This is a genomic window from Klebsiella sp. 141161, assembly GCF_050600815.1.
Taxonomy (GTDB): Bacteria; Pseudomonadota; Gammaproteobacteria; order Enterobacterales; family Enterobacteriaceae; genus Klebsiella; species Klebsiella aerogenes.
Map to the genome: position 1 here is coordinate 84800 of NZ_JAQIRN010000008.1, position 23693 is coordinate 108492.

Genomic DNA, 23693 nt, shown 5'->3' on the forward strand with positions numbered 1-23693 from the left:
CAATTGAACGGTATCGTGCGTAATTTTTTTTAAGAATCGTAAGGTTCTGAGTACAAAACAAGCATACATATAAGGAAAAGAGAGAATGGCTAAGGGGCAATCTTTACAAGATCCGTTCCTGAACGCTTTGCGTCGGGAACGTGTTCCGGTTTCTATTTATTTGGTGAATGGTATTAAGCTGCAAGGGCAAATTGAGTCTTTCGATCAGTTCGTGATCCTGTTGAAGAACACGGTCAGCCAGATGGTCTATAAGCACGCAATTTCTACTGTTGTCCCGTCCCGTCCGGTGTCTCACCACAGCAATAATGCTGGCGGCGGTGCAAGCAACTATCACCACGGTGGTAGCGCGCAAGGTTCTTCTGCGCCGCAGCAAGACAGCGACGACGCCGAATAAGGCTAATGCTGTTTTTCCACGTCGGGGAGCCAGGTTTTCTGCGTTCCCCGCTGGTATTTTATAAGGGGTTTACGCTTGTTTGACCGTTATGATGCCGGTGAGCAGGCGGTACTGGTACACATCTATTTTTCGCAAGACAAAGATATGGAGGATCTCCAGGAGTTTGAATCCCTGGTCTCTTCCGCCGGTGTCGAAGCAATGCAGGTGATTACCGGTAGCCGTAAAGCACCGCACCCGAAGTATTTTGTTGGTGAAGGTAAGGCTGTTGAAATTGCGGAAGCCGTAAAAGCGACCGGCGCCTCGGTCGTGCTGTTCGATCATGCCTTGAGTCCGGCCCAGGAACGTAACCTGGAGCAGCTATGCGAATGCCGGGTTATCGATCGCACCGGTCTGATTTTAGATATTTTTGCCCAGCGAGCGCGTACCCACGAAGGGAAACTGCAGGTTGAGCTGGCGCAGTTGCGCCATCTGGCCACGCGTCTGGTACGCGGCTGGACCCACCTTGAAAGGCAGAAAGGCGGGATTGGTTTGCGCGGACCGGGTGAAACCCAGCTCGAAACCGACCGTCGATTGCTGCGTAACCGTATTATGCAGATCCTGTCGCGACTGGAAAAAGTAGAAAAACAGCGCGAGCAAGGTCGGCGGTCACGCGCCAAGGCCGATATCCCTACCGTCTCGCTGGTGGGATATACCAACGCCGGAAAATCAACGCTGTTCAACCAGATAACCGAAGCGGAAGTCTATGCCGCGGACCAACTGTTCGCCACTCTGGACCCGACGCTGCGCCGTATTAACGTCACAGACGTCGGCGAAACGGTACTGGCAGACACCGTAGGTTTTATTCGTCATCTGCCGCACGATTTGGTGGCGGCGTTTAAAGCGACTCTGCAGGAGACGCGTCAGGCGACGCTGCTGCTGCACGTTATCGACGCGGCGGATGTCCGCGTGCAGGAAAATATTGATGCAGTAAATACGGTCCTTGCTGAAATCGAGGCCGATGAAATTCCGTCATTGCTGGTGATGAACAAAATCGATGTGCTTGACGATTTTGAACCGCGCATCGATCGGGATGAAGAGAATAAACCGATTCGGGTCTGGCTCTCCGCCCAGACCGGGATTGGCGTACCACTGCTTTTTCAGGCGTTAACAGAACGTCTTTCCGGCGAAGTGGCGCAGCATACGCTGCGTTTACCGCCGCAGGAAGGTCGTCTGAGAAGCCGGTTCTATCAGCTTCAGGCGATAGAAAAAGAGTGGATGGAGGATGACGGCAGCGTAAGCCTGCAAGTGCGCATGCCCATCGTGGACTGGCGTCGCCTCTGCAAACAAGAGCCTGCGTTGGTCGACTACGTGGTTTGACCTGGCCTGAAGATATTAACCCCTGTGGGGATATCAAAAACAAATATGGAGCATATACATGGCGTGGAATCAGCCCGGTAATAACGGACAGGACCGCGACCCGTGGGGAAGCAGCAAGAATGGCGGCAACTCTGAGGGAAATGGCAACAAAGGCGGTCGCGATCAGGGGCCGCCCGATCTGGATGATATCTTCCGCAAGTTAAGCAAAAAACTTGGCGGTCTCGGCGGCGGTAAAGGCGGCCAGGGTGGCGGTAATGTGACGCAGGGGCCGCGTGGCCCGATGGGCGGGCGCATTGTCGGCATCGTTGCTGCAGCGGCGGTGATTATCTGGGCAGCCAGCGGTTTCTATACCATCAAGGAAGCGGAACGTGGTGTGGTGACACGCTTTGGCAAGTTCAGCCATCTGGTTGAGCCAGGTCTGAACTGGAAGCCAACTTTTGTCGATAATGTGCAAGCGGTGAACGTCGAGTCGGTTCGCGAACTGGCAGCGTCCGGCGTCATGCTGACTTCCGATGAGAACGTCGTGCGCGTTGAGATGAACGTACAGTACCGGGTGACCGATCCGGAGCGCTACCTGTTTAGCGTGACCAGCGCCGACGATAGTCTGCGTCAGGCCACCGACAGCGCCCTGCGTGGCGTCATTGGTAAGTACACCATGGACCGTATCCTGACCGAAGGTCGTACCGTTATCCGTAGCGATACCCAGCGCGAGCTGGAAGAGACCATTCGTCCGTACAACATGGGTATCACCCTGCTGGACGTCAACTTCCAGACGGCGCGTCCGCCGGAAGAGGTGAAGGCCGCGTTTGATGATGCCATTGCCGCGCGTGAGAACGAGCAGCAGTACATCCGCGAAGCGGAAGCTTATACCAACGAAGTTCAGCCGCGTGCTAACGGTCAGGCGCAGCGTATCCTCGAAGAGGCGCGTGCGTATAAAACCCAGACCGTACTGGAAGCGCAGGGTGAAGTCGCTCGCTTTGCGAAGATCCTGCCGGAATATAAAGCCGCGCCGGAAATTACCCGCGAGCGTCTGTATATCGAAACCATGGAAAAAGTGCTGAGCCATACCCGCAAAGTGCTGGTTAATGACAGCAAGGGCGGCAACTTGATGGTTCTGCCGTTGGATCAGATGCTGAAAGGCGCCACTGGTGCGCCGGCAAAGAGCGATAGCAGTGGCGCAAGCGATCTGCTGCGCCTGCCGCCTGCGTCCAGCTCAAGCAGCGCCAGCACTTCATCAACCTCGAGTTCAACCGGGGGTACCATTATGGACCAACGCCGCGCCAACGCGCAGCGTAACGACTACCAGCGTCAGGGGGAATAACGATGCGTAAATCTGTTATCGCGATCATTGTCGTCGTGCTGGTAGTGCTCTACATGTCTGTCTTCGTGGTGAAAGAAGGCGAGCGTGGCATTACGCTGCGCTTCGGCAAAGTTCTGCGCGACGATGAGAACAAGCCGCTGGTGTATGCGCCGGGTCTGCACTTCAAGATCCCGTTTATTGAATCCGTGAAAATGCTGGATGCGCGTATCCAGACCATGGACAACCAGGCTGACCGCTTTGTTACCAAAGAGAAGAAAGATCTGATCGTCGACTCCTATATCAAGTGGCGCATCAGTGACTTCAGTCGTTACTATCTGGCGACCGGCGGCGGCGACGTCTCCCAGGCCGAAGTTCTGCTGAAACGTAAGTTCTCTGACCGTTTGCGCTCTGAGATTGGTCGTCTGGACGTGAAAGACATCGTGACTGATTCACGCGGTCGTTTGACCCTGGAAGTGCGTGATGCGCTGAACTCAGGTTCTGCAGGTACAGAAGATGAAGTTTCGACGCCGGCAGCCGATGACGCTATCGCTAAAGCGGCAGAGCGTGTAGAAGCTGAAACTAACGGTAAGGTTCAGGTGATCAACCCGAACAGTATGGCGGCGCTGGGTATTGAAGTCGTTGACGTACGTATCAAGCAGATCAACCTGCCTGCTGAAGTGTCTGAAGCGATCTACAACCGTATGCGCGCCGAGCGTGAAGCGGTTGCTCGTCGCCATCGTTCACAAGGTCAGGAAGAGGCGGAAAAACTGCGCGCGACCGCGGACTATGAAGTGACCAAGACTTTGGCGGAAGCAGAGCGTCAAGGGCGTATCCTGCGCGGTGAAGGCGATGCCGAGTCGGCAAAACTGTTTGCCGATGCATTCAGTCAGGATCCGGGCTTCTATGCCTTTATCCGTAGCCTGCGTGCTTACGAGAAGAGCTTCCAGAGCAACCAGGACGTGATGGTTCTCAGCCCGGATAGCGATTTCTTCCGTTACATGAAGTCACCGGATTCCGTGCGTAAATAAGCCGGGTCGGTGTGAAATCAGAAGGCGCCTTGCAAGAGGCGCCTTTTTTCATGCCATTGATTGTGATTTTTCTCTCAGCTAGTGGTTTCATATTGCCTATGAAATGCCGGAGAATGTGAAGAAAGAAAAAGGGTTTGCGGTAATACTCACCGGCGCCAAACTGGCGGCGGTTTTGTTTTTCTATAAGGGTCATCAATAATGAATGCAACAATTTGGCTGGCACTGGCGCTGGTTTTAGTTCTCGAAGGTCTTGGCCCACTGCTTTATCCCCGCGCCTGGCGCAAGATGGTAGCGACCATGAGCCAACTGCCGGATAATTTATTGCGTCGCTTTGGCGGCGGTCTTGTGGTAGCTGGCATCGTCATCTACTACATGTTGAGGAAATCGATTGGCTGATCAAAAAATAATCGGATTACCCTCATTTTGAGTGCAAAAAGTGCTGTAACTCTGAAAAAGCGATGGTAGAATCCATTTTTAAGCAAACGGTGATTTTGAAAAAATGGGTAACAACGTCGTCGTACTGGGCACCCAATGGGGTGACGAAGGTAAAGGGAAGATCGTCGATCTCCTGACTGAACGGGCTAAATATGTTGTGCGCTACCAGGGTGGCCATAACGCAGGCCATACTCTCGTAATCAACGGTGAAAAAACCGTCCTCCATCTTATTCCATCAGGTATTCTCCGCGAGAATGTAACCAGCATCATCGGTAACGGTGTTGTGCTGTCTCCGGCTGCGCTGATGAAAGAGATGAAAGGTCTGGAAGACCGTGGTATCCCTGTTCGTGAGCGTCTGCTGCTGTCCGAAGCCTGTCCGCTTATTCTCGATTATCACGTTGCGCTGGACGTGGCGCGTGAAAAAGCACGCGGTGCGAAAGCTATCGGTACGACCGGTCGCGGTATCGGCCCGGCTTACGAAGATAAAGTCGCTCGTCGCGGCCTGCGCGTTGGCGACCTGTTTGATAAAGCCACCTTCGCTGACAAACTGAAAGAAGTGATGGAATATCACAACTTCCAGTTGGTGAACTTCTATAAAGCAGAAGCGGTTGACTACCAGAAAGTGCTGGACGATGTGATGGCGATTGCCGACATCCTCACCGGCATGGTCGTTGATGTTTCCGATCTGCTGGATCAGGCGCGTCAGCGCGGCGACTTCGTGATGTTCGAAGGCGCGCAGGGCACGCTGCTGGATATCGACCACGGTACCTATCCGTATGTAACTTCCTCCAACACCACTGCTGGTGGCGTGGCGACCGGTTCCGGCCTGGGCCCGCGTTATGTGGATTACGTTCTGGGGATCATCAAAGCTTACTCTACTCGTGTAGGCGCGGGTCCGTTCCCGACCGAGCTGTTTGATGAAACCGGCGAGTTCCTGTGCAAGCAGGGTAACGAATTCGGCGCCACTACCGGCCGTCGTCGTCGTACCGGCTGGCTGGACGCTGTTGCGGTACGCCGCGCGGTGCAGATTAACTCCCTGTCCGGCTTCTGCCTGACCAAACTGGACGTCCTGGACGGCCTGAAAGAAGTGAAAATCTGCGTCGGCTACCGTATGCCGGACGGCCGTGAAGTGACCACCACTCCGCTGGCTGCCGACAACTGGGAAGGTATCGAGCCTATCTACGAAACCATGCCGGGCTGGTCCGAAACCACCTTCGGCGTGAAAGAGCGCAGCGGTCTGCCGCAGGCAGCGCTGAACTACATCGCTCGTATTGAAGAGCTGACCGGCGTGCCGGTTGATATCATCTCTACCGGTCCTGACCGTACTGAGACTATGATTCTGCGCGACCCGTTCGACGCGTAATCATCATCCAGGGGCGCCGTTCGGGCGCCCTTGTTTTTGCAGTTCGCCCGCCCCATTTCAAATAAATTAGCGGCCTGAGCGCTGGCTGGTTTATCATCAATAGAGTTAATACCCGCGGATTCACCGCTTTCCCCTTACCCTGAGGTTGATGTGCAGTTAACGAGTTTCACCGATTATGGATTACGCGCGCTGATTTACATGGCGTCGTTGCCGGATGACCGAATGACCAGTATTTCCGAGGTGACGGATGTCTATGGCGTTTCCCGTAATCATATGGTCAAAATAATCAATCAGTTAAGCCGTGTTGGCTACGTGACGGCCGTGCGGGGAAAGAATGGGGGGATTCGCCTTGGCAAGCCGGCTAAAATGATTCGCGTGGGTGATGTTGTACGCGATCTGGAGCCGCTATCGCTGGTGAATTGCAGCAGCGAATTTTGCCACATTACTCCCGCTTGCCGCCTGAAACAGGCACTTGCCGAAGCCGCGCAAAGTTTCCTGAAGGAACTGGATAACTACACGCTGGCCGATTTGGTTGAAAAGAATCAACCGCTATATAAATTATTACTGGTGGAAGAAAAGCGCTGAGTGATTCGCGCCGCAGCGTAAAGAGAACTCACAAAGCGGCGGCGTGCGCCACCCAGAGACTTTCATCGGAGATGACAACGGAGGAACCGATATGTCACAAGACCCATTCCAGGAACGCGAAGCTGAGAAGTACGCGAATCCAATCCCGAGCCGGGAATTTATCCTCGAACATTTAACCAAACGTGAAAAACCGGCCAGCCGTGATGAGCTGGCGATTGAGTTAAATATTGAGGGCGAAGAACAAACTGAAGCGCTGCGTCGCCGCCTGCGTGCGATGGAACGTGACGGCCAGTTGGTCTTCACTCGTCGTCAGTGCTATGCGCTGCCGGAGCGTCTCGATTTAGTCAAAGGCGTCGTTATTGGCCACCGCGACGGCTACGGCTTTTTACGCGTCGAAGGGCGCAAAGACGACCTGTATCTTTCATCTGAGCAGATGAAAATGTGTATTCATGGCGACCAGGTACTGGCCCAGCCGCTGGGCGCGGACCGCAAGGGCCGTCGAGAAGCGCGTATCGTTCGCGTTCTGGTGCCGAAAACCAGCCAGATCGTCGGCCGTTACTTCACCGATGCCGGTGTAGGCTTCGTGGTGCCGGACGACAGCCGTCTTAGCTTCGATATCCTGATCCCGCCTGAAGAGATTATGGGCGCGCGTATGGGCTACGTGGTGGTGGTCGAGCTGACCCAGCGTCCAACCCGTCGTACCAAGGCGGTAGGCAAAATAGTTGAAGTGCTGGGCGACAATATGGGCACCGGCATGGCCGTTGATATGGCGCTGCGTACCCATGAGATCCCTTACGTTTGGCCGCCGGCGGTGGAAAAACAGGTTTCCGGCCTCAAAGAACAGGTGCCGGAAGAGGCAAAAGCCGGGCGCGTTGATTTGCGCTCCCTGCCGCTGGTTACCATTGATGGCGAAGATGCCCGCGACTTCGATGACGCGGTGTACTGCGAGAAAAAACGCGGCGGCGGCTGGCGTCTATGGGTGGCTATCGCCGACGTGAGCTACTATGTGCGCCCTGGTACGCCGCTGGACGGCGAAGCGCGCAGCCGCGGGACGTCAGTCTACTTCCCTTCGCAGGTCGTACCGATGCTGCCGGAAGTGCTGTCCAACGGCCTGTGCTCGCTGAATCCGCAGGTCGATCGCCTGTGTATGGTCTGCGAAATGACGATCTCGTCAAAAGGTCGACTGACCGGCTTTAAATTCTATGAAGCGGTGATGAGCTCTCACGCCCGTCTGACCTACACCAAGGTTTGGCATATGCTGCAGGGCGATCAAGAGCTGCGCGAGCACTATGCGCCGCTGGTGAAGCATATTGAAGAGCTGCATAACCTCTACAAGGTGCTGGACGGCGCCCGTGAAGAGCGCGGCGGTATCTCATTTGAAAGTGAAGAAGCTAAATTCATCTTCAACGCCGAGCGCCGTATAGAGCGTATTGAACAGACTCAGCGTAACGATGCGCACAAGCTGATTGAAGAGTGCATGATCCTGGCGAACATCTCAGCGGCGCGTTTCGTTGAGAAAGCGCAGGAGCCGGCGCTGTTCCGTATTCACGATAAGCCAAGCACCGAAGCGATTACCGCCTTCCGTACCGTGCTGGCGGAGCTGGGGCTGGAACTACCGGGCGGCAACAAGCCGGAGCCGCGCGATTACGCTGAGCTACTGACTTCCATCGCCGATCGCCCGGATGCGGAAATGCTGCAGACGATGCTGCTGCGTTCCATGAAACAGGCGGTCTACGATCCGGAAAACCGCGGCCACTTCGGCCTGGCGCTGCAGTCATACGCCCACTTCACCTCGCCGATCCGTCGTTATCCTGACCTGTCGCTGCATCGCGCTATTAAGTATTTACTGGCGAAAGAGCAGGGACATAAAGGCAATAGCACCGAGACCGGCGGCTGGCACTACAGCATGGAAGAGATGCTGCAACTGGGCGAGCACTGCTCGATGACCGAGCGCCGCGCCGATGAAGCGACGCGCGAAGTGTCCGACTGGCTGAAGTGCGACTTCATGCAGGATCAGGTGGGCAACACCTTCTCCGGCATGATCGCAAGCGTCACCGGCTTCGGCTTCTTCGTCCGCCTGAACGATCTGTTTATCGATGGCTTGGTACATGTCTCCTCGCTGGATAATGACTACTATCGCTTCGATCAGGTAGGGCAGCGGCTGATCGGCGAGTCCGGCGGCCAGACTTACCGCCTGGGCGACCGCGTGGAAGTGCGCGTCGAAGCGGTCAATATGGATGAGCGTAAGATTGATTTCAGCCTGATTTCCAGCGAACGCGGCCCGCGTAATGTCGGCAAAACCGCACGCGAAAAAGCGAAGAAAGGCGCGCCGGGTAAAAACGGCGGCGGCCGTCGTCGTCAGGTTGGCAAGCAGGTAAACTTCGAGCCGGATAGCGCCTTCCGTAAGGAAAAAGATAAAGCTAAAGCCAAACCGAAAGGCGAGAAGAAAGCGAAAAAGCCTTCGGCGAAAACGCAGAAAATCGCCGCCGCGACCAAAGCCAAGCGCGCGGCGAAAAAGAAGATCGCCGAGTGATTGACGCCCCTTCACCCTGAAGTCTGCTGGCGCAGGACAGGGTGAAGGGGGCGGATAACAGAACCTAAAACGAGTACATCAATGAGTGAAATGATTTACGGCATCCATGCGGTGCAGGCACTGCTGGAACGCGCACCTGAGCGTTTTCAGGAAGTTTTTATTCTGAAAGGCCGTGAGGATAAGCGTCTGCTGCCGCTGATCCATGCCCTTGAAGCGCAGGGCGTGGTGATTCAGGTTGCCAGCCGCCAGTACCTCGATGAGAAAAGCGAAGGCGCGGTGCATCAGGGCATTATTGCCCGCGTGAAGCCGGGACGTCAGTATCAGGAAAACGATCTGCCGGATCTGCTGGCGCAGTTCGATCAACCGTTCCTGCTGATCCTCGACGGCGTCACCGATCCGCACAACCTCGGCGCCTGCCTGCGTAGCGCCGACGCCGCTGGCGTGCATGCGGTGATTGTGCCGCGCGATCGTTCCGCTCAGCTCAACGCTACGGCGAAGAAAGTCGCCTGCGGCGCGGCGGAAAGCGTGCCGCTGATTCGCGTCACCAATCTGGCACGTACCATGCGTCTGTTGCAGGAAGAAAACGTGTGGATCGTTGGTACCGCGGGCGAAGCCGACCATACGCTCTACCAGAGCAAAATGACCGGCCCGATGGCGCTGGTGATGGGCGCGGAAGGCGAAGGCATGCGCCGTTTGACCCGTGAGCATTGTGATGAGCTGATCAGCATCCCGATGGCGGGTAGCGTCTCTTCGCTGAACGTCTCCGTCGCCACCGGTATCTGCCTGTTTGAAGCGGTGCGCCAGCGCAGCTAAGCCGCCGCTGGCGAGGTGGGTTAGTCATCCAGCGCCCGCAGATGATCGTTCTTATTGAGCGTCATTAGCGCAGCGATGCTGACGACGGCTGTCGCCATCACGTAGTACGCCGGAATGTCCAGATTACCGGTCTGTTTAATCAGGCCGGTAATAATCAATCCGGCGCAGCCGGAAAACACGGCATTCGATAGCGAATAGGCTAACCCCAGCCCGGTATAACGCACCTTGGTAGGAAACATCTCCGCCAGCATAGCCGGTCCAGGCCCGGCCAGAATCCCCACCAGTCCACCCGCAATCAGCACCACGATACCTTTCACCAGCAGCGTGCTGCTTTCCGCCTGCAATATTTTCAGCAGCGGCAGCGCCAGTACCAGCAGCAATACCGCAGCCGCGACCATTACCCGCCGACGTCCCCACTTATCGCTGAGCATCCCGGCAGGCAAGATGGTGATGGCGAAACCAATGTTGGAGATCACCGCAATTAGCAGCGCCTGATTAAAACCGGTGTGTAGCGCGGACTGGAGGTACGAGGGCATGATCACCAGGTAGGTATAACCCGCCGCCGACCATACCATCAGCCGGCCAATGCCGGTGAGAATCGCTTTGAGCGTCTGGCGCAAACTGGCGCGGGTTTCCAGGGACGGCGTAGCCTGCTGCTGGCGCAAAAAACCCGGCGTCTCTTCCATTTTTACGCGTAGCCACAGCGCGACGATGCCCATCGGTATAGCGAGGAAGAAGGGGATTCGCCAGCCCCAGTCATGCAATGCTTCGGGGCTGAGCGCGGTGGAAATCAGGGCGACCACGCCAGCGCCTGCCAGCAGCCCCAGCGCGACGGTAAAAGATTGCCATGCGCCATACAGTCCGCGCTTACCTTTAGGGGCGAACTCGGTCATCAGCGATACCGCCCCGCCGTACTCGCCGCCGGCAAAAAGCCCCTGAAGAATACGTAATCCGGTCAGAATAAGCGGCGCGGCAATACCGATGCTGGCGTAAACCGGCACCAGTCCGATAGCCGTGGTGGCGAGCGTCATCAGTACCAATACGATAATCAGCGTCGGCTTGCGGCCGATACGGTCGCCGAGGCGGCCAAAAACGATGGCGCCCAGCGGGCGAAAGAAAAACGCAATCGCGAAAGAGGCGTAAGTCAGAATCAGCCCGGTCAGCGGCGCTTCTCCGGTCATTTGGAAAAAATTTTTCGCAATTACGGTCGCCAGAAAGCCATAGACCGCGAACTCGTACCATTCAATAAAGTTACCGATAGAACCGGCGATCAGCGCGCGTTTTTGCGCTGCCGATGTTGTGCTGGCGGTGTGCATAGGAAGCCCCGACTAATACAAAACAGTAACGAATGAATAAATTATTCCATACATTTTTAATGAGAAAATTTTAAATTCTTATGCCTGTGATGGGCTTCACGAAGGCGGAGCGGTTTTTTTGTGAGCGTCTATGCGGGCGACCATACTTACTGTCAGAGCCATTGACGGAGGGAGACATTATGCACTGGCAAACGCATACCGTATTCAATCAACCGACGCCGCTGTGTAACAGCAATCTGTTTTTGTCTGATACCGCGCTTTGTGAGGCGGTGGTGCGTGAAGGCGCCGGCTGGGATGGCGATCTGCTCGCCAGCATCGGCCAGCAGTTGGGCACGGCGGAATCGCTGGAGTTGGGGCGCCTGGCCAATAGTAATCCGCCGGAACTGCTACGCTACGACGCCACCGGCGCCCGATTGGATGACGTGCGGTTTCATCCCGCCTGGCATTTGCTAATGCAGGGACTGTGCGCCAACCGGGTGCATAATCTTGCCTGGCAGGAGGATGCCCGCGCGGGTTCGTTTGTTGCTCGTACCGCCCGCTTTATGCTGCATGCCCAGGTGGAGGCGGGAACGTTATGCCCGATAACCATGACCTTCGCCGCAACGCCGCTGCTGCAGCGCGCGCTGCCCACCGTCTTTAGCGACTGGCTGCCGCCGTTGCTCAGCGACCGCTATGACCCGCATCTGGCGCCCGGCGATCAGAAGCGTGGGTTGCTGATTGGTATGGGAATGACCGAAAAACAGGGCGGTTCCGATGTGCTCAGTAATACCACCCGGGCGGAAAAAACGGCGGAGGGATTCTATCGGCTGGTGGGCCATAAATGGTTCTTCTCGGTGCCGCAGAGCGATGCGCATTTGGTATTAGGCCAGACGCCAGGCGGGCTCTCCTGTTTCTTTGTGCCGCGTTTTTTACCCGATGGTCAACGCAATGGCGTGCGTCTTGAGAGGCTGAAAGATAAATTAGGCAACCGCTCTAACGCCAGTAGCGAAGTGGAGTTCTTTGACGCCTGCGGGTGGCTGATAGGCGAAGAAGGCGACGGCGTGCGGCAAATTCTCAAGATGGGCGCGTTGACCCGCTTCGACTGCGCCGCCGGTAGCCATGCCCTGATGCGCCGCGCTTACTCGGTGGCGCTGTATCATGCGCTGCAGCGTCAGGCGTTCGGCAAAAATCTGGCCGATCAGCCGATGATGCGTCAGGTGCTGGGCCAGATGGCGCTGCGTCTTGAAGGACAAACCGCTTTTCTGTTCCGTCTGGCTCGCGCCTGGGATCGGCGCGACGATGCGCATGAAGTGCTATGGGCTCGTTTATTTACCCCGGTCGCCAAGTTTGCTATCTGTCGCGCCGGTATACCGTTTGTCGCTGAGGCGATGGAAGTGCTGGGCGGTATCGGTTATTGCGAAGAGAGCGAACTCCCGCGCTTATACCGTGAGATGCCGGTGAATAGTATCTGGGAAGGCTCCGGCAATATTATGTGTCTCGACGTGATGCGGGTGCTTGGCAAGCAGCCGGCGGCGTTAGAAATGCTGGCAGCGGAGTGTGCTGAGGTTAAGGGGCAGAACCGGCATTATGACCGCGCGTGGCGACAGCTTCAGCAACTCTTACGGCGACCTGTTGAGGCGCAGGGACGAGAAATAGCGCGTCTGGTGTATTGCTTGGGGGCGGGCGCGCAGATGCTGCGCTTTGCGTCGCCGCCGCTGGCCCAGGCATGGTGCCGGATGATGCTGGATCCGCGAGGAGGTATCCGCCTGGACGCGCAACTGCTGGACGATGCGCTGCTGCGGGCGATGGGGCGCGGACGACAGCCTTCTCAGGCGTAGAGAATAGCCTGCACTCGCCAGCTATCCGGCTGCGGCTCTTCATACATCTGAACGATACGATACCAGGAAGCGCCCTGCTCATCGGCTTTTACGGCAATGGCGTGCTCGACATCCTGCTGACTGCCGGAAATATTATTGACGGAAATCAGACCAATTTCGTTCAGGCCGGTGACGCAATCCGCACTGGCGAATTCGGCTGACTGAGCGGAAGTATTGGCCGTCGCGGTGGTCAGCAACAGGCTGGGTAAGGTCAGTGATCGTTTCATCGTCAGCTCCATTTCACGTAATCCCGAGGGCAGTCCGTTTGCTAACGTTCTGCCAAAAGGCTGGCTGAACGTTATTATGCGCAGGAGAACGTGAATGGACGCAAAGCAGTGTAAAGCTGGTTAAAAACGCATCACACCGCTATTTATGATACAGAACCGCTTGCGAATACCACTGGCCGGGAACCATGGTGTCATCGATCATGACGATGACGTAGTAATCCGCTTTTGCGGCTTCTGCTTTGGCTTTCAACGCGGTCTCGACATCCATCGGCGAACCGTACATCAGAACGCTGACGGTACCTATCTTTTGCAGGCCCTCAGTCTGATTGCGACGAATCTCCTGCGGATGATCGCTTGCCGGCGGCGGCGCCTCCGGCGTACCCTGCAGGACGCTACATCCGCTTAAGGCGAGAGCCAGTAACCACGGTGTAAACCTACGCATGACCATATCTCGTTTCCTGATAGTGATAGTGTAGTGGTAGCCTGAACATCATTTCTGGGGAATGTTCCCGAATTGTTATCTATCGCGCGATTTTCGAATGAAAATGTTATGAAAGCGTAACCGAGCTCTCAACATTATAAATCGTGCTCAACGCAAAGCTTTGACGAATGTTTTGGTGCGAGACGCCGTGCCACTATAAAGAAGGAGACGATAGTTGATTACACTCGAAATGCGCAATCTGGCAGGCGGTGAAGTGATTCACGCCTGTCCGGCTGGGATGGCGGATAAGCCTCTGCCGGTTATCGTCTTCTATCACGGTTTTACCTCTTCCAGGCTGGTCTACAGCTACTTCGCCGTCGCGCTGGCCGAAGCCGGGTTCCGGGTGATTATGCCGGATGCCGCCGAACATGGCGCACGTTTTCGCGGCGACGAGGAGGGGCGAATGCAGCGTTTTTGGCCGATCCTGCGACAGAATTTTCTTGAATTTCCCGCCCTGCGAGACGCGATTATCGCTGAGGGATGGCTGGAAGATGAACGGCTGGCGGTGGCCGGCGCATCAATGGGCGGCATGACCGCGCTCGGTATCATGACCCATCATCCAGAGCTAAAATGCGTGGCCTGCCTGATGGGCTCAGGCTATTTCAGCAGCCTCGCGCAGACGCTGTTTCCGTCGCCCGGATTCGATACGGCAAGCCTGGCGGAGTGGGACGTGACTCATCAGTTAGCGGCGCTAGCCGACAAGCCGCTGCTGCTGTGGCACGGCGACGCAGACGACGTGGTTCCGCCCGGCGACACATTTCGCCTGCAGCAGGCGTTAACGCAGAGCGGCCTGGCAACTAACCTGACCTGCCAGTGGCAAAAGGGCGTGCGCCACCGCATTACACCGGAAGCGCTGGACGCGACCACCGCCTTTTTTTTACAGCACCTTTAAACGCGGATAACCTGCACGCCCTGATCCTCAAGCTGCTTGAGGATCGTTTCATCGGCCTGCTTGCCGGTGATAACCAGGTCGATTTGGCTGGCCTGGCTGAACAGCATCCCGGCGCGTTCGCCGACTTTGCTGCTATCGACCAGTACCGCCAGTTTGCCAACGACGTTAAGCATTTTCTGCTCGGCCATCGCGGTCAACATATCGGTTTTGTACAATCCCTCGGCGGTTAACCCTTTGCCGCTGGTGAACATCCAGTGCCCGGCATACAGGCTGTTTTCGCTACCCTGCGGGCTGAGGGTGATGAAGTGGCTGTGGTTATATTGCCCCCCCATAATGATCACGCTGTCATGCTCCTGGTCAATCAGATAGTTGGCCAGCGGCAGGTAGTTGGTGATGATCTGCACCGGTTTGCCGCATAATTCGCGGCCAAGCAGGAAGGCGGTGGAGCCGCAGTTGATAACGATGCTTTCGCCCGGAGAAACCAGTTGCGAGGCGGCGCGGGCAATCCGCACTTTCTCATCGTGGTTTTGCGCCTGATGAATGTTCATTGGCGACCAACGTGGGCGCTGTTCGCTGATGGCTTCCGCGCCATTACGGACCTTTTTCAGCTTGCCGTTTTCATCCAGCTTATTGATATCGCGTCTTGCCGTCGCCGGAGAGATGCCGAGGCGGGAGATTACCTGTTCAACGGTGACAAATCCCGTTTGCGCCAGCAAATCCAGTAAAATTTGATGTCTTTGCGCTTCAGTCATGAGCGAATCCGATTAAAAGTGACAAGCAAAGATGATATTTGAAATTAACGCTAAATACTAATGTGGAAAGGGAATTCCGGCGGGCGCGCCCGCCGGAATACGCTTACAAGAAGGATTTGAACGGCAGGTCCGGCTCAATGGTAAAGCAGTCATCGAATCCGCGTGGGTAGTGGTATTCGAAATTGTCTTTATCCAGCGGCCAGGTAAATTTACCGCCGACCTGCCAGATAAACGGCTTGAAGCCGTATTTCAGACGATCTTTTTTCATCTCCCACAGTACGCGGATCTCTTGCGGGTCCGCCTGGAAGTTAGACCAGATATCGTGGTGGAACGGGATAACCACTTTGGCATTTAGCGATTCCGCCATGCGCAGGATATCGGCGCTGGTCATTTTGTCGGTGATGCCGCGCGGGTTTTCCCCGTAGGAACCGAGGGCGACGTCAATCTGATGATCGTTACCGTGCTTTGCATAGTAGTTGGAGTAGTGGGAGTCGCCGCTGTGGTACAGGTTGCCGCCCGGCGTTTTGAACAGATAGTTGACCGCGCGCTGGTCCATGCCGTCCGGCAGCACGCCGGCGGCTTTTTGATCGGCAGGCAAGGTAATGAGGGCCGTACGATCGAATGCGTCGAGCGCGTGGATCTCAATGTCTTTGATCTTCACCACATCGCCCGGCTTCATGACGATGCAACGTTCTGCCGGAACGCCCCAGCCAATCCACAGGTCAACGCAGGTTTTTGGTCCAATAAACGGCACATCGGCGGCGCAGTTTTGCATCACCGCGGCGGCGACGTTAACGTCGATATGATCGTTGTGATCGTGCGTCGCCAGCACGGCGTCAATTTGGCGGATGGCGAAAGGATCGAGCACGAATGGCGTAGTGCGCAGGTTCGGCTGTAGTTTTTTCACCCCGGCCATGCGCTGCATCTGGTGGCCGGTTTTCATCAGCGGATTACCGTGGCTCTGCTTACCGGTACCGCACCAAAAATCGACGCAAATATTAGCGCCGCCTTCCGATTTTAGCCAAATGCCGGTGCATCCCAGCCACCACATGGCAAAGGTGCCCGGCGCAACCTGCTCTTGTTCGATCTCTTCATTCAGCCAGCTACCCCATTCCGGGAAAGTGCTCAAAATCCAGGATTCACGGGTGATGGTTTGCACTTTACTCATCGATCTCTTCCTCTTTTATTTCAAAAGTAATCAATTGGTGATTTGTTTTGATTGATACTGGCACTGTTTTTTCAGGAATGCAATCGGCTATTTTCAAGAAAAAGCGGTGAGAGCGTTGCGCTAACGCGCTGATAAACCCTGAATTTAATATCAAGCATGTATGTATATTGTTGATATTAGTGGTTTGTTTGGTTATGTCGTGACGTAATGGAAAATACACGCACAAAAAATATGATTATTTGCGTGATGCGTCACATTTAATCAAATTCAATCTTGTTGTGATTGTTTTTGATTATTAGAGTGAGGGCGACGACAACTGCTGAGCGTCATGCGCGTTCAAAGCCTTCCTCTTCTGGAGTGTGTTATGGAGATCCTCTACAACATCTTTACCGTCTTCTTTAATCAGGTAATGACTAATGCCCCGCTGCTGCTGGGTATCGTGACCTGCCTTGGCTATATCTTGTTGCGTAAAAGCGTCAGCGTGATTATCAAAGGCACGATCAAAACCATCATTGGTTTCATGCTGTTACAAGCCGGCTCCGGCATTCTTACCAGCACCTTTAAGCCGGTGGTGGCGAAAATGTCAGAGGTTTATGGCATCAATGGCGCGATTTCCGATACCTACGCCTCAATGATGGCGACCATCGACCGGATGGGCGAGGCCTACAGTTGGGTGGGGTATGCGGTGCTGTTGGCGCTGGCGCTAAACATCTGTTACGTCCTGCTGCGCCGCATTACCGGCATCCGCACCATCATGTTGACTGGCCATATCATGTTTCAGCAGGCGGGGCTGATTGCGGTCTCTTTCTTCATCTTCGGCTACTCCATGTGGACGACCATTATCTGCACCGCGGTGCTGGTCTCCCTGTACTGGGGTATCACCTCCAACATGATGTTCAAGCCGACTCAACTGGTTACCGACGGCTGCGGCTTCTCTATCGGCCACCAACAGCAGTTTGCCTCGTGGATTGCCTATAAAGTGGCGCCGTATCTGGGGAAAAAAGAGGAGAGCGTCGAAGACCTCAAGCTGCCGGGCTGGCTCAATATCTTCCACGACAACATCGTCTCTACCGCGATTGTGATGACCATTTTCTTTGGCGCCATTCTGCTCTCGTTTGGTATCGATGTTGTACAGACGATGGCGGGCAAAACCCACTGGACGGTCTATATCCTGCAGACTGGTTTCTCCTTCGCCGTGGCCATTTTCATCATTACCCAGGGCGTGCGCATGTTCGTCGCCGAGCTGTCCGAAGCCTTCAACGGCATCTCTCAGCGCCTGATTCCCGGCGCCGTGTTGGCGATTGACTGCGCCGCTATCTATAGCTTCGCGCCGAATGCCGTGGTCTGGGGCTTTATGTGGGGCACCATCGGTCAACTGATTGCCGTTGGTATTCTCGTCGGCGTTGGCTCCTCCATTCTGATCATCCCGGGCTTTATCCCAATGTTCTTCTCTAACGCGACGATTGGCGTTTTTGCTAATCACTTCGGCGGCTGGCGCGCGGCGCTCAAGATCTGTCTGGTGATGGGCATGATTGAAATCTTCGGCTGCGTATGGGCGGTGAAGCTGACCGGGATGAGCGCCTGGATGGGCATGGCGGATTGGTCAATCCTGGCGCCGCCGATGATGCAGGGCTTCGCCTCGATAGGGCTGGCGTTTATGGCCGTCATTATTCTGATTTCACTGGCTTATATGTTCTTCGCCGGCCGCGCGCTGCGCGCCGAGGAAGATGCGGAAAAACAACTGGCAGAAGCCTCTGCTCAATAAGGAGTTCTGATTATGACCGTACGTATTCTGGCTGTGTGTGGCAACGGGCAAGGTAGTTCCATGATCATGAAAATGAAGGTGGACCAGTTCCTGACGCAATCAAACATCGACCACACGGTGAACAGCTGCGCGGTAGGTGAGTATAAAAGCGAGCTAAACGGCGCGGATATCATTATTGCCTCGACCCACATCGCAGGCGAAATCACCGTTACTGGCAATAAATACGTGGTTGGCGTGCGCAACATGCTGTCGCCTGCGGATTTCGGCCCAAAACTGCTTGAAGTGATCAAAGCCCACTTCCCGCAGGACGTGAAATAAGGAGCCGCCATGAAACTTCATGATTCTCTGGCGCAGAACCACTCCATACGCCTGCAGGCGGAGGCGGAAAGCTGGCAGGAGGCGGTGAAAATCGGTGTCGATCTGCTGGTGGCCGCCGACGTAGTGGAACCGCGTTACTACCAGGCGATCCTCGATGGCGTCGCGCAGCATGGTCCCTATTTTGTTATCGCGCCGGGGCTGGCGATGCCGCACGGCCGTCCGGAAGAGGGCGTTAAGAAAACCGGCTTTGCGCTGGTGACGCTCAAAAAACCGCTGATTTTCAATCACGAAGATAACGACCCGGTCGACATTCTGATCACCATGGCGGCAGTTGACGCCACCACCCACCAGGAGGTGGGCATCATGCAGATCGTTAACCTGTTTGATGACGAAGCCAATTTCGACCGTTTACGCGCCTGCCGCACCGAGCAGGAAGTGTTGGATTTAATTGAAAACGCCACTGCGGCGGCTGTTTAAGAGGGAGTTTATACGATGTCTCAGTTACCAATGTTGCAGGTTGCGCTGGATAACCAAACCCTGTCTCACGCCTATGAGACCACCCGACTGATCGCCGAAGAGGTGGATATCATTGAAGTCGGTACTATTCTCTGTGTTGGCGAAGGGGTGCGCGCGGTGCGCGATCTGAAAGCGCTGTACCCGCATAAAATCGTGCTGGCGGATGCCAAAATCGCCGATGCCGGAAAAATCCTGTCGCGGATGTGCTTTGAGGCCAACGCCGACTGGGTGACCGTGATCTGCTGCGCCGATATCAACACCGCCAAAGGGGCGCTGGATGTCGCCAAAGAGTTCAACGGCGACGTGCAAATTGAACTGACCGGTTTCTGGACCTGGGAGCAGGCGCAGGCGTGGCGCGACGCGGGCATTCAGCAGGTGGTCTATCACCGCAGCCGCGACGCGCAGGCCGCGGGCGTGGCGTGGAGCGAGGCGGATATCAGCGCGATTAAGCGCCTTTCCGATATGGGCTTCAAAGTCACCGTGACCGGCGGGCTGGCGCTGGAAGACCTGCCGCTGTTCGCCGGTATCCCTATTCACGTCTTTATTGCCGGGCGCAGTATCCGCGATGCCGCCTCGCCGGTGGAAGCGGCTCGCCAGTTTAAACGCTCTATCGCCCAGCTGTGGGGTTAAGGAGCGGCTATGTTGTCGAAACACATTCCGCTCGGTATCTATGAAAAAGCGCTCCCCGGCGGGGAGTGCTGGCTGGAGCGGTTACAGCTCGCGAAAACCCTCGGTTTTGACTTTGTCGAAATGTCGCTTGATGAAACCGATGCTCGTCTCGCCCGGCTGGACTGGAGCCAGGAGCAGCGCCTGGCGCTGGTCAAGGCGGTAGCCGAAACCGGCGTCCGGGTACCATCGATGTGCCTTAGCGCCCATCGTCGTTTTCCGCTCGGCAGCGAAGATGACGCGGTGCGTAATCAGGGACTGGACATCATGCGTAAAGCCATCCAGCTGGCGCAGGATGTGGGGATTCGGGTGATCCAACTGGCGGGCTACGATGTTTATTATCAGCAGGCGAATGATGAGACTCGACGCCGTTTTCGCGAAGGCCTGAAAGAGAGCGTAGGGATGGCCAGCCGGGCCCAGGTGACGCTGGCGATGGAAATCATGGACTATCCGCTGATGAACTCGATCAGTAAGGCGTTGGGCTATGCTCACTACCTGAATAATCCGTGGTTCCAGCTTTATCCGGATATTGGCAATCTGTCGGCGTGGGATAACGACGTACAGATGGAATTGCAGGCCGGCATGGGGCATATCGTGGCGGTACACGTCAAAGATACGAAGCCCGGCGTCTTCAAAAACGTGCCGTTTGGTGAAGGGGTCGTCGATTTTGAACGTTGCTTCGAAACGCTCAAGCAGACAGGTTACTGTGGTCCGTATCTGATTGAAATGTGGAGCGAAACCACCGATGACCCGGCGGCGGAAGTCGCAAAGGCTCGTGACTGGGTGAAGGCGCGGATGGCCCGCGCAGGCCTGACGGAGGCGGCATAATGCAGCAGCTTAAACAGCAGGTATTTGCAGCTAATATGGATCTGCCGCGCTACGGGCTGGTGACCTTTACCTGGGGCAACGTCAGCGCAATCGACCGGCAGCGTGGGCTGGTGGTGATTAAGCCCAGCGGCGTAGCCTACGAGTCAATGACCGTCGATGATATGGTGGTGGTCGATTTGCAGGGCAACGTGGTGGAGGGGCGCTGGCGTCCCTCTTCTGATACCGCTACCCACCTTGCGTTGTACCGCCGTTATTCCGGCCTCGGCGGGGTGGTGCATACCCACTCGACGCACGCTACCGCCTGGGCGCAGGCGGGGCTGGCAATCCCGGCGCTCGGTACCACCCACGCGGACTACTTCTTCGGTGATATCCCCTGCACCCGGGCGCTCAGCGCACAGGAGGTGGAAGAGGCCTATGAGCTGAACACCGGGAAGGTGATTATCGAAACGCTGGGCGAGGCTAACCCGTTACATACGCCAGGGATTGTGGTCTATCAGCACGGTCCCTTTTCCTGGGGGAAAGATGCCCACGAGGCGGTGCACAATGCGGTGGTGATGGAAGAAGTGGCGCGAATGGCGTGGATCGCCCGCGGGATTAATCCGCAGCTACAGCCCATCGACGGCTGGCTAATGGAGAAACATTTTCTGCGTAAACACGGGCCTGACGCCTACTACGGGCAGAAGTAAGCTACGCGCTCCGGGGCTTTCACCTCAGGGTGAAGCAACTGGTCTGGCCCCGGAGCCGTTTTTAACCCTGACGATAGGACGATGGCATACAGCGCATGCCGATGAGCGTGACCACGCAAATCATCGCGCCGGCGTAAAACGTCGAGGCTGCGCCGAAGGTTTCCCACAGTACCCCTGCGCCGGTACTAGCCAGCAGCAGCGCCAGGCCGCTCATCAGGTTAAACATGCCGAATGCCGTACCGCGTAGTTCCGGCGGCGCGGTATGCGCAACCATGGCCGCCAGTAGGCCTTGAGTCATCCCCATGTGAATCCCCCACAGCGCGACGCCGATCAGCAGCGTGCTCCAGTGGCCGCTGAGCGCCAGCACGATATCGGCGAGGATCAGCACCAGCAGCCCCCATTGCAGCAGTTTACTGTGACTCATGCTGTCAGAGAGCTTACCGAACGGGTAAGCCGTGAGGCTGTAGACCAGGTTCATCGCGACCATGACCAGCGGAATAGTAAACAACGGGATCTCCATCTGCTGGGCGCGCAGCACCAAAAAAGCTTCGCTGAAGCGGGCGAGGGTGAAGATACTGCCGATCGCCACCACCCACCAGTAGGCGGCGGAGAGCTTTTTCAGGTTTTCGCGCTTCAGCGGATTGCTACGTTTGTGCGCGATGGCGGATTTCGGCTCCTGCAGGCCAAAGCCCAGTAGAGCAATGGATAGTACGGCGGGAATGACCGCCACCCAGAAGATAGCGTGAAAATCGTTGGCCCAGATGAACATCAGCAGCACCGCCAGCAGCGGGCCGAGAAAGGCGCCGACGGTATCCAGTGCCTGACGTAGCCCGTAGGCCGCGCCACGGATCTCCGGCGGCGTTACGTCGGCGACTAGTGCATCGCGCGGCGCTCCGCGGATACCTTTTCCGACGCGGTCGATCATGCGGGCGCTAAATACCACCCCGGCGCTCGGCGCGAGGGCAAACAGCGGCTTGCTGATCGCCCCCAGCCCGTAGCCAAGCAGCGCCAGCCCTTTGCGTTTGCCAACGTAGTCGCTAATAACGCCGGAGAAGACTTTGAGAATTAAGGCGGTGGCTTCGGCCAGCCCTTCGATAAGACCGATGATAATGACGCTGGCGCCGAGCGTGGTGGCCATAAACAACGGTAGTAGGCTGTGGATCATCTCTGACGAGACATCCATTAACAGGCTGACGCCGCCGAGTACCCAAACTCCTTTAGGGATGCGACCTAACGTCGCGAAACGCGGGACCATCAATCACTCCTGATTAACAAACGGTGAATTGATGATTAAATCAGGTTGCGATGACGCTGGTAAGTCAGTTTGGAAAATAATTCTCAATTGCGTTTACGTAGGCTTTCGCTTCGCCCCTCATGAGGAGAGGCGAAGCATCGACCTGGGTTAGCGGTAAATAGCGGCGCTGGCATGAATAAGGCCATTGCTCTGCGGTTCGTGAATCAGGATTGGCTGGAAGTACTTCGCTCCCAGGGCATCGCTTTCCTGGTTCAGGGCCTGGTCGGCCTCTTGTTCGCTAGCCATATTATGGTTGATATAGATTACGCCCAGACTCTGCACATCATCCATGTTGCGAGCCTGACGCCCATCGATTTTGATGGCTGCCAGCGCGTTGGCGCTAAGGAGTAGCGCAGCCATTACGGCGATGATAATGCTTTTCATAGAACGCTCCTTACTGACAGTACGGGTAAAACGCTGGACTCCTCTTGCTGGTGTCTGGCTATTGATTAAATTGTAATCGCTGGCGCGTCGCCTGATAGCGACCTTTTCTGATGCAGTTGTTCAAAAAAATGCCGCGTTCGTTATTGGTTAATTTTAAATCACTCACTTAGCCCAGCTTGGCGCTTAGTGCGAATTATTTGTGCAAATGCGCTTGTGTTCCTGGGGGGGCGCAATTAGAATGACGCGTCAATTTTTCAGCCGCCCTTTAACACGTTCCTTGCCTCCATGGGCCGCGGCTGACCCAGACAGGAGGCTGAATAATCCGTAAGGAGCAATTCGATGCGTCATTACGAAATCGTTTTTATGGTCCATCCTGACCAGAGCGAACAGGTTCCGGGCATGATCGAACGTTACACTGGTGCAATCACTGCAGCAGAAGGTACGATCCACCGTCTGGAAGACTGGGGCCGCCGTCAGCTGGCTTATCCGATCAACAAACTGCACAAAGCTCACTACGTTCTGCTGAACGTTGAAGCGCCGCAGGAAGCGATCGATGAGCTGGAAACTAACTTCCGCTTCAACGACGCCGTTATCCGCAGCATGGTAATGCGTACTAAGCACGCTGTTACCGAAGCATCTCCGATGGTTAAAGCGAAAGACGAGCGCCGTGAGCGTCGTGAAGATTTCGCTAACGAAACCGCAGATGATTCTGAAGCTGGGGATTCTGAAGAGTAATC

The 23693-nt window shown here is 55.9% G+C and carries 25 protein-coding genes; 18 read left to right on the forward strand and 7 right to left on the reverse strand.

Going from position 1 to position 23693, the window contains the following annotated elements:
- Nucleotides 1-85 precede the first annotated feature (85 nt).
- The 9 genes from hfq to rlmB all read left to right on the forward strand — a co-directional run bounded on the left by hfq (nt 86) and on the right by rlmB (nt 9807).
- Nucleotides 86-394 (forward strand): RNA chaperone Hfq, encoded by a 309-nt coding sequence (hfq, locus tag PGR79_RS19595; RefSeq protein WP_045396870.1) that lies wholly within the window; start codon nt 86-88, stop codon nt 392-394.
- A 75-nt stretch (nt 395-469) separates the two neighbouring features.
- Nucleotides 470-1750, forward strand: coding sequence for a ribosome rescue GTPase HflX (hflX, locus tag PGR79_RS19600; protein ID WP_032713510.1), 1281 nt, complete (start codon nt 470-472; stop codon nt 1748-1750).
- A 58-nt stretch (nt 1751-1808) separates the two neighbouring features.
- On the forward strand, nt 1809-3071 hold the full coding sequence (hflK, locus tag PGR79_RS19605; RefSeq protein ID WP_015368631.1) for an FtsH protease activity modulator HflK: 1263 nt from the start codon (nt 1809-1811) through the stop codon (nt 3069-3071).
- 2 nt (nt 3072-3073) lie between these two features.
- Nucleotides 3074-4078: a protease modulator HflC gene (hflC, locus tag PGR79_RS19610; protein ID WP_015368630.1), complete on the forward strand. Its 1005-nt coding sequence runs from the start codon at nt 3074-3076 to the stop codon at nt 4076-4078.
- A 198-nt stretch (nt 4079-4276) separates the two neighbouring features.
- Entirely contained in the window at nt 4277-4474 is a 198-nt protein-coding gene (locus PGR79_RS19615; RefSeq protein ID WP_015368629.1) for a DUF2065 domain-containing protein, read from the forward strand.
- A gap of 103 nt (nt 4475-4577) precedes the next feature.
- Nucleotides 4578-5876 carry an adenylosuccinate synthase gene (locus tag PGR79_RS19620; protein ID WP_087858289.1) on the forward strand — a complete coding sequence of 433 codons (1299 nt, stop codon included), beginning with the start codon at nt 4578-4580 and terminating at the stop codon, nt 5874-5876.
- Nucleotides 5877-6026: 150 nt separating this feature from the next.
- Nucleotides 6027-6461: a nitric oxide-sensing transcriptional repressor NsrR gene (gene nsrR / locus PGR79_RS19625; protein WP_045379682.1), complete on the forward strand. Its 435-nt coding sequence runs from the start codon at nt 6027-6029 to the stop codon at nt 6459-6461.
- A gap of 91 nt (nt 6462-6552) precedes the next feature.
- The gene (gene rnr / locus PGR79_RS19630) at nt 6553-8994 is read left to right on the forward strand and encodes a ribonuclease R (RefSeq protein WP_430922325.1); all 2442 of its coding nucleotides are present in this window, start codon (nt 6553-6555) and stop codon (nt 8992-8994) included.
- 81 nt (nt 8995-9075) lie between these two features.
- The gene (gene rlmB / locus PGR79_RS19635; protein WP_087858291.1) at nt 9076-9807 is read left to right on the forward strand and encodes a 23S rRNA (guanosine(2251)-2'-O)-methyltransferase RlmB; all 732 of its coding nucleotides are present in this window, start codon (nt 9076-9078) and stop codon (nt 9805-9807) included.
- A gap of 20 nt (nt 9808-9827) precedes the next feature.
- Here rlmB and PGR79_RS19640 read toward each other — a convergent pair whose 3' ends face one another.
- On the reverse strand, nt 9828-11123 hold the full coding sequence (locus tag PGR79_RS19640) for an MFS transporter (protein WP_087858292.1): 1296 nt from the start codon (nt 11121-11123) through the stop codon (nt 9828-9830).
- Nucleotides 11124-11302: 179 nt separating this feature from the next.
- On the opposite strand from PGR79_RS19640, the gene PGR79_RS19645 reads away from it, so the two are divergent.
- A complete protein-coding gene (locus PGR79_RS19645) occupies nt 11303-12940 on the forward strand; it encodes an isovaleryl-CoA dehydrogenase (protein ID WP_430922327.1) in 1638 nt (545 codons plus the stop codon).
- Here the strand turns inward: PGR79_RS19645 and yjfN are convergent.
- Nucleotides 12931-13206, reverse strand: a complete 276-nt coding sequence (gene yjfN / locus PGR79_RS19650) for a DUF1471 family protease activator YjfN (protein ID WP_020079815.1) — start codon at nt 13204-13206, stop codon at nt 12931-12933. The two genes, PGR79_RS19645 and yjfN, sit on opposite strands and share 10 nt — an antisense overlap.
- A gap of 139 nt (nt 13207-13345) precedes the next feature.
- Entirely contained in the window at nt 13346-13654 is a 309-nt protein-coding gene (gene bsmA, locus PGR79_RS19655) for a biofilm peroxide resistance protein BsmA (RefSeq protein ID WP_113374748.1), read from the reverse strand.
- Nucleotides 13655-13862: 208 nt separating this feature from the next.
- Between bsmA and yjfP the strand changes: the two genes are divergently transcribed.
- Nucleotides 13863-14579: an esterase gene (gene yjfP / locus PGR79_RS19660; RefSeq protein ID WP_430922329.1), complete on the forward strand. Its 717-nt coding sequence runs from the start codon at nt 13863-13865 to the stop codon at nt 14577-14579.
- On the opposite strand, the gene ulaR is transcribed toward yjfP, so the two are convergent.
- Together ulaR and ulaG are read right to left on the reverse strand one after the other, a co-directional pair.
- A complete protein-coding gene (ulaR, locus tag PGR79_RS19665; RefSeq protein WP_015368619.1) occupies nt 14576-15331 on the reverse strand; it encodes an HTH-type transcriptional regulator UlaR in 756 nt (251 codons plus the stop codon). The genes yjfP and ulaR overlap by 4 nt on opposite strands.
- 103 nt (nt 15332-15434) lie before the next feature.
- On the reverse strand, nt 15435-16499 hold the full coding sequence (ulaG, locus tag PGR79_RS19670) for an L-ascorbate 6-phosphate lactonase (protein WP_411325462.1): 1065 nt from the start codon (nt 16497-16499) through the stop codon (nt 15435-15437).
- A 364-nt stretch (nt 16500-16863) separates the two neighbouring features.
- Between ulaG and ulaA the strand changes: the two genes are divergently transcribed.
- The 6 genes from ulaA to PGR79_RS19700 are packed head-to-tail and all read left to right on the forward strand — an operon-like array spanning nt 16864 to nt 21278.
- Nucleotides 16864-18264: a PTS ascorbate transporter subunit IIC gene (gene ulaA / locus PGR79_RS19675; RefSeq protein ID WP_430922331.1), complete on the forward strand. Its 1401-nt coding sequence runs from the start codon at nt 16864-16866 to the stop codon at nt 18262-18264.
- Between the two features lie 12 nt (nt 18265-18276).
- Nucleotides 18277-18582, forward strand: coding sequence for a PTS ascorbate transporter subunit IIB (gene ulaB, locus PGR79_RS19680; protein ID WP_001577590.1), 306 nt, complete (start codon nt 18277-18279; stop codon nt 18580-18582).
- Nucleotides 18583-18591: 9 nt separating this feature from the next.
- Nucleotides 18592-19059: a PTS ascorbate transporter subunit IIA gene (ulaC, locus tag PGR79_RS19685; protein ID WP_015368614.1), complete on the forward strand. Its 468-nt coding sequence runs from the start codon at nt 18592-18594 to the stop codon at nt 19057-19059.
- A gap of 15 nt (nt 19060-19074) precedes the next feature.
- Nucleotides 19075-19728, forward strand: coding sequence for a 3-keto-L-gulonate-6-phosphate decarboxylase UlaD (ulaD, locus tag PGR79_RS19690; protein WP_015368613.1), 654 nt, complete (start codon nt 19075-19077; stop codon nt 19726-19728).
- A gap of 9 nt (nt 19729-19737) precedes the next feature.
- Nucleotides 19738-20592 (forward strand): L-ribulose-5-phosphate 3-epimerase, encoded by an 855-nt coding sequence (locus PGR79_RS19695; protein WP_113374751.1) that lies wholly within the window; start codon nt 19738-19740, stop codon nt 20590-20592.
- Nucleotides 20592-21278 carry an L-ribulose-5-phosphate 4-epimerase gene (locus PGR79_RS19700; protein WP_087858300.1) on the forward strand — a complete coding sequence of 229 codons (687 nt, stop codon included), beginning with the start codon at nt 20592-20594 and terminating at the stop codon, nt 21276-21278. The genes PGR79_RS19695 and PGR79_RS19700 overlap by 1 nt, the downstream gene beginning before the upstream one ends.
- Before the next feature lie 61 nt (nt 21279-21339).
- Here PGR79_RS19700 and PGR79_RS19705 read toward each other — a convergent pair whose 3' ends face one another.
- Both PGR79_RS19705 and PGR79_RS19710 read right to left on the reverse strand, forming a co-directional pair.
- Nucleotides 21340-22533, reverse strand: a complete 1194-nt coding sequence (locus PGR79_RS19705) for an MFS transporter (protein WP_213317440.1) — start codon at nt 22531-22533, stop codon at nt 21340-21342.
- A gap of 147 nt (nt 22534-22680) precedes the next feature.
- A complete protein-coding gene (locus tag PGR79_RS19710; protein WP_020079809.1) occupies nt 22681-22956 on the reverse strand; it encodes a DUF1471 domain-containing protein in 276 nt (91 codons plus the stop codon).
- Nucleotides 22957-23295: 339 nt separating this feature from the next.
- On the opposite strand from PGR79_RS19710, the gene rpsF reads away from it, so the two are divergent.
- Nucleotides 23296-23691, forward strand: coding sequence for a 30S ribosomal protein S6 (gene rpsF, locus PGR79_RS19715; protein WP_004098001.1), 396 nt, complete (start codon nt 23296-23298; stop codon nt 23689-23691).
- Nucleotides 23692-23693 lie beyond the last annotated feature (2 nt).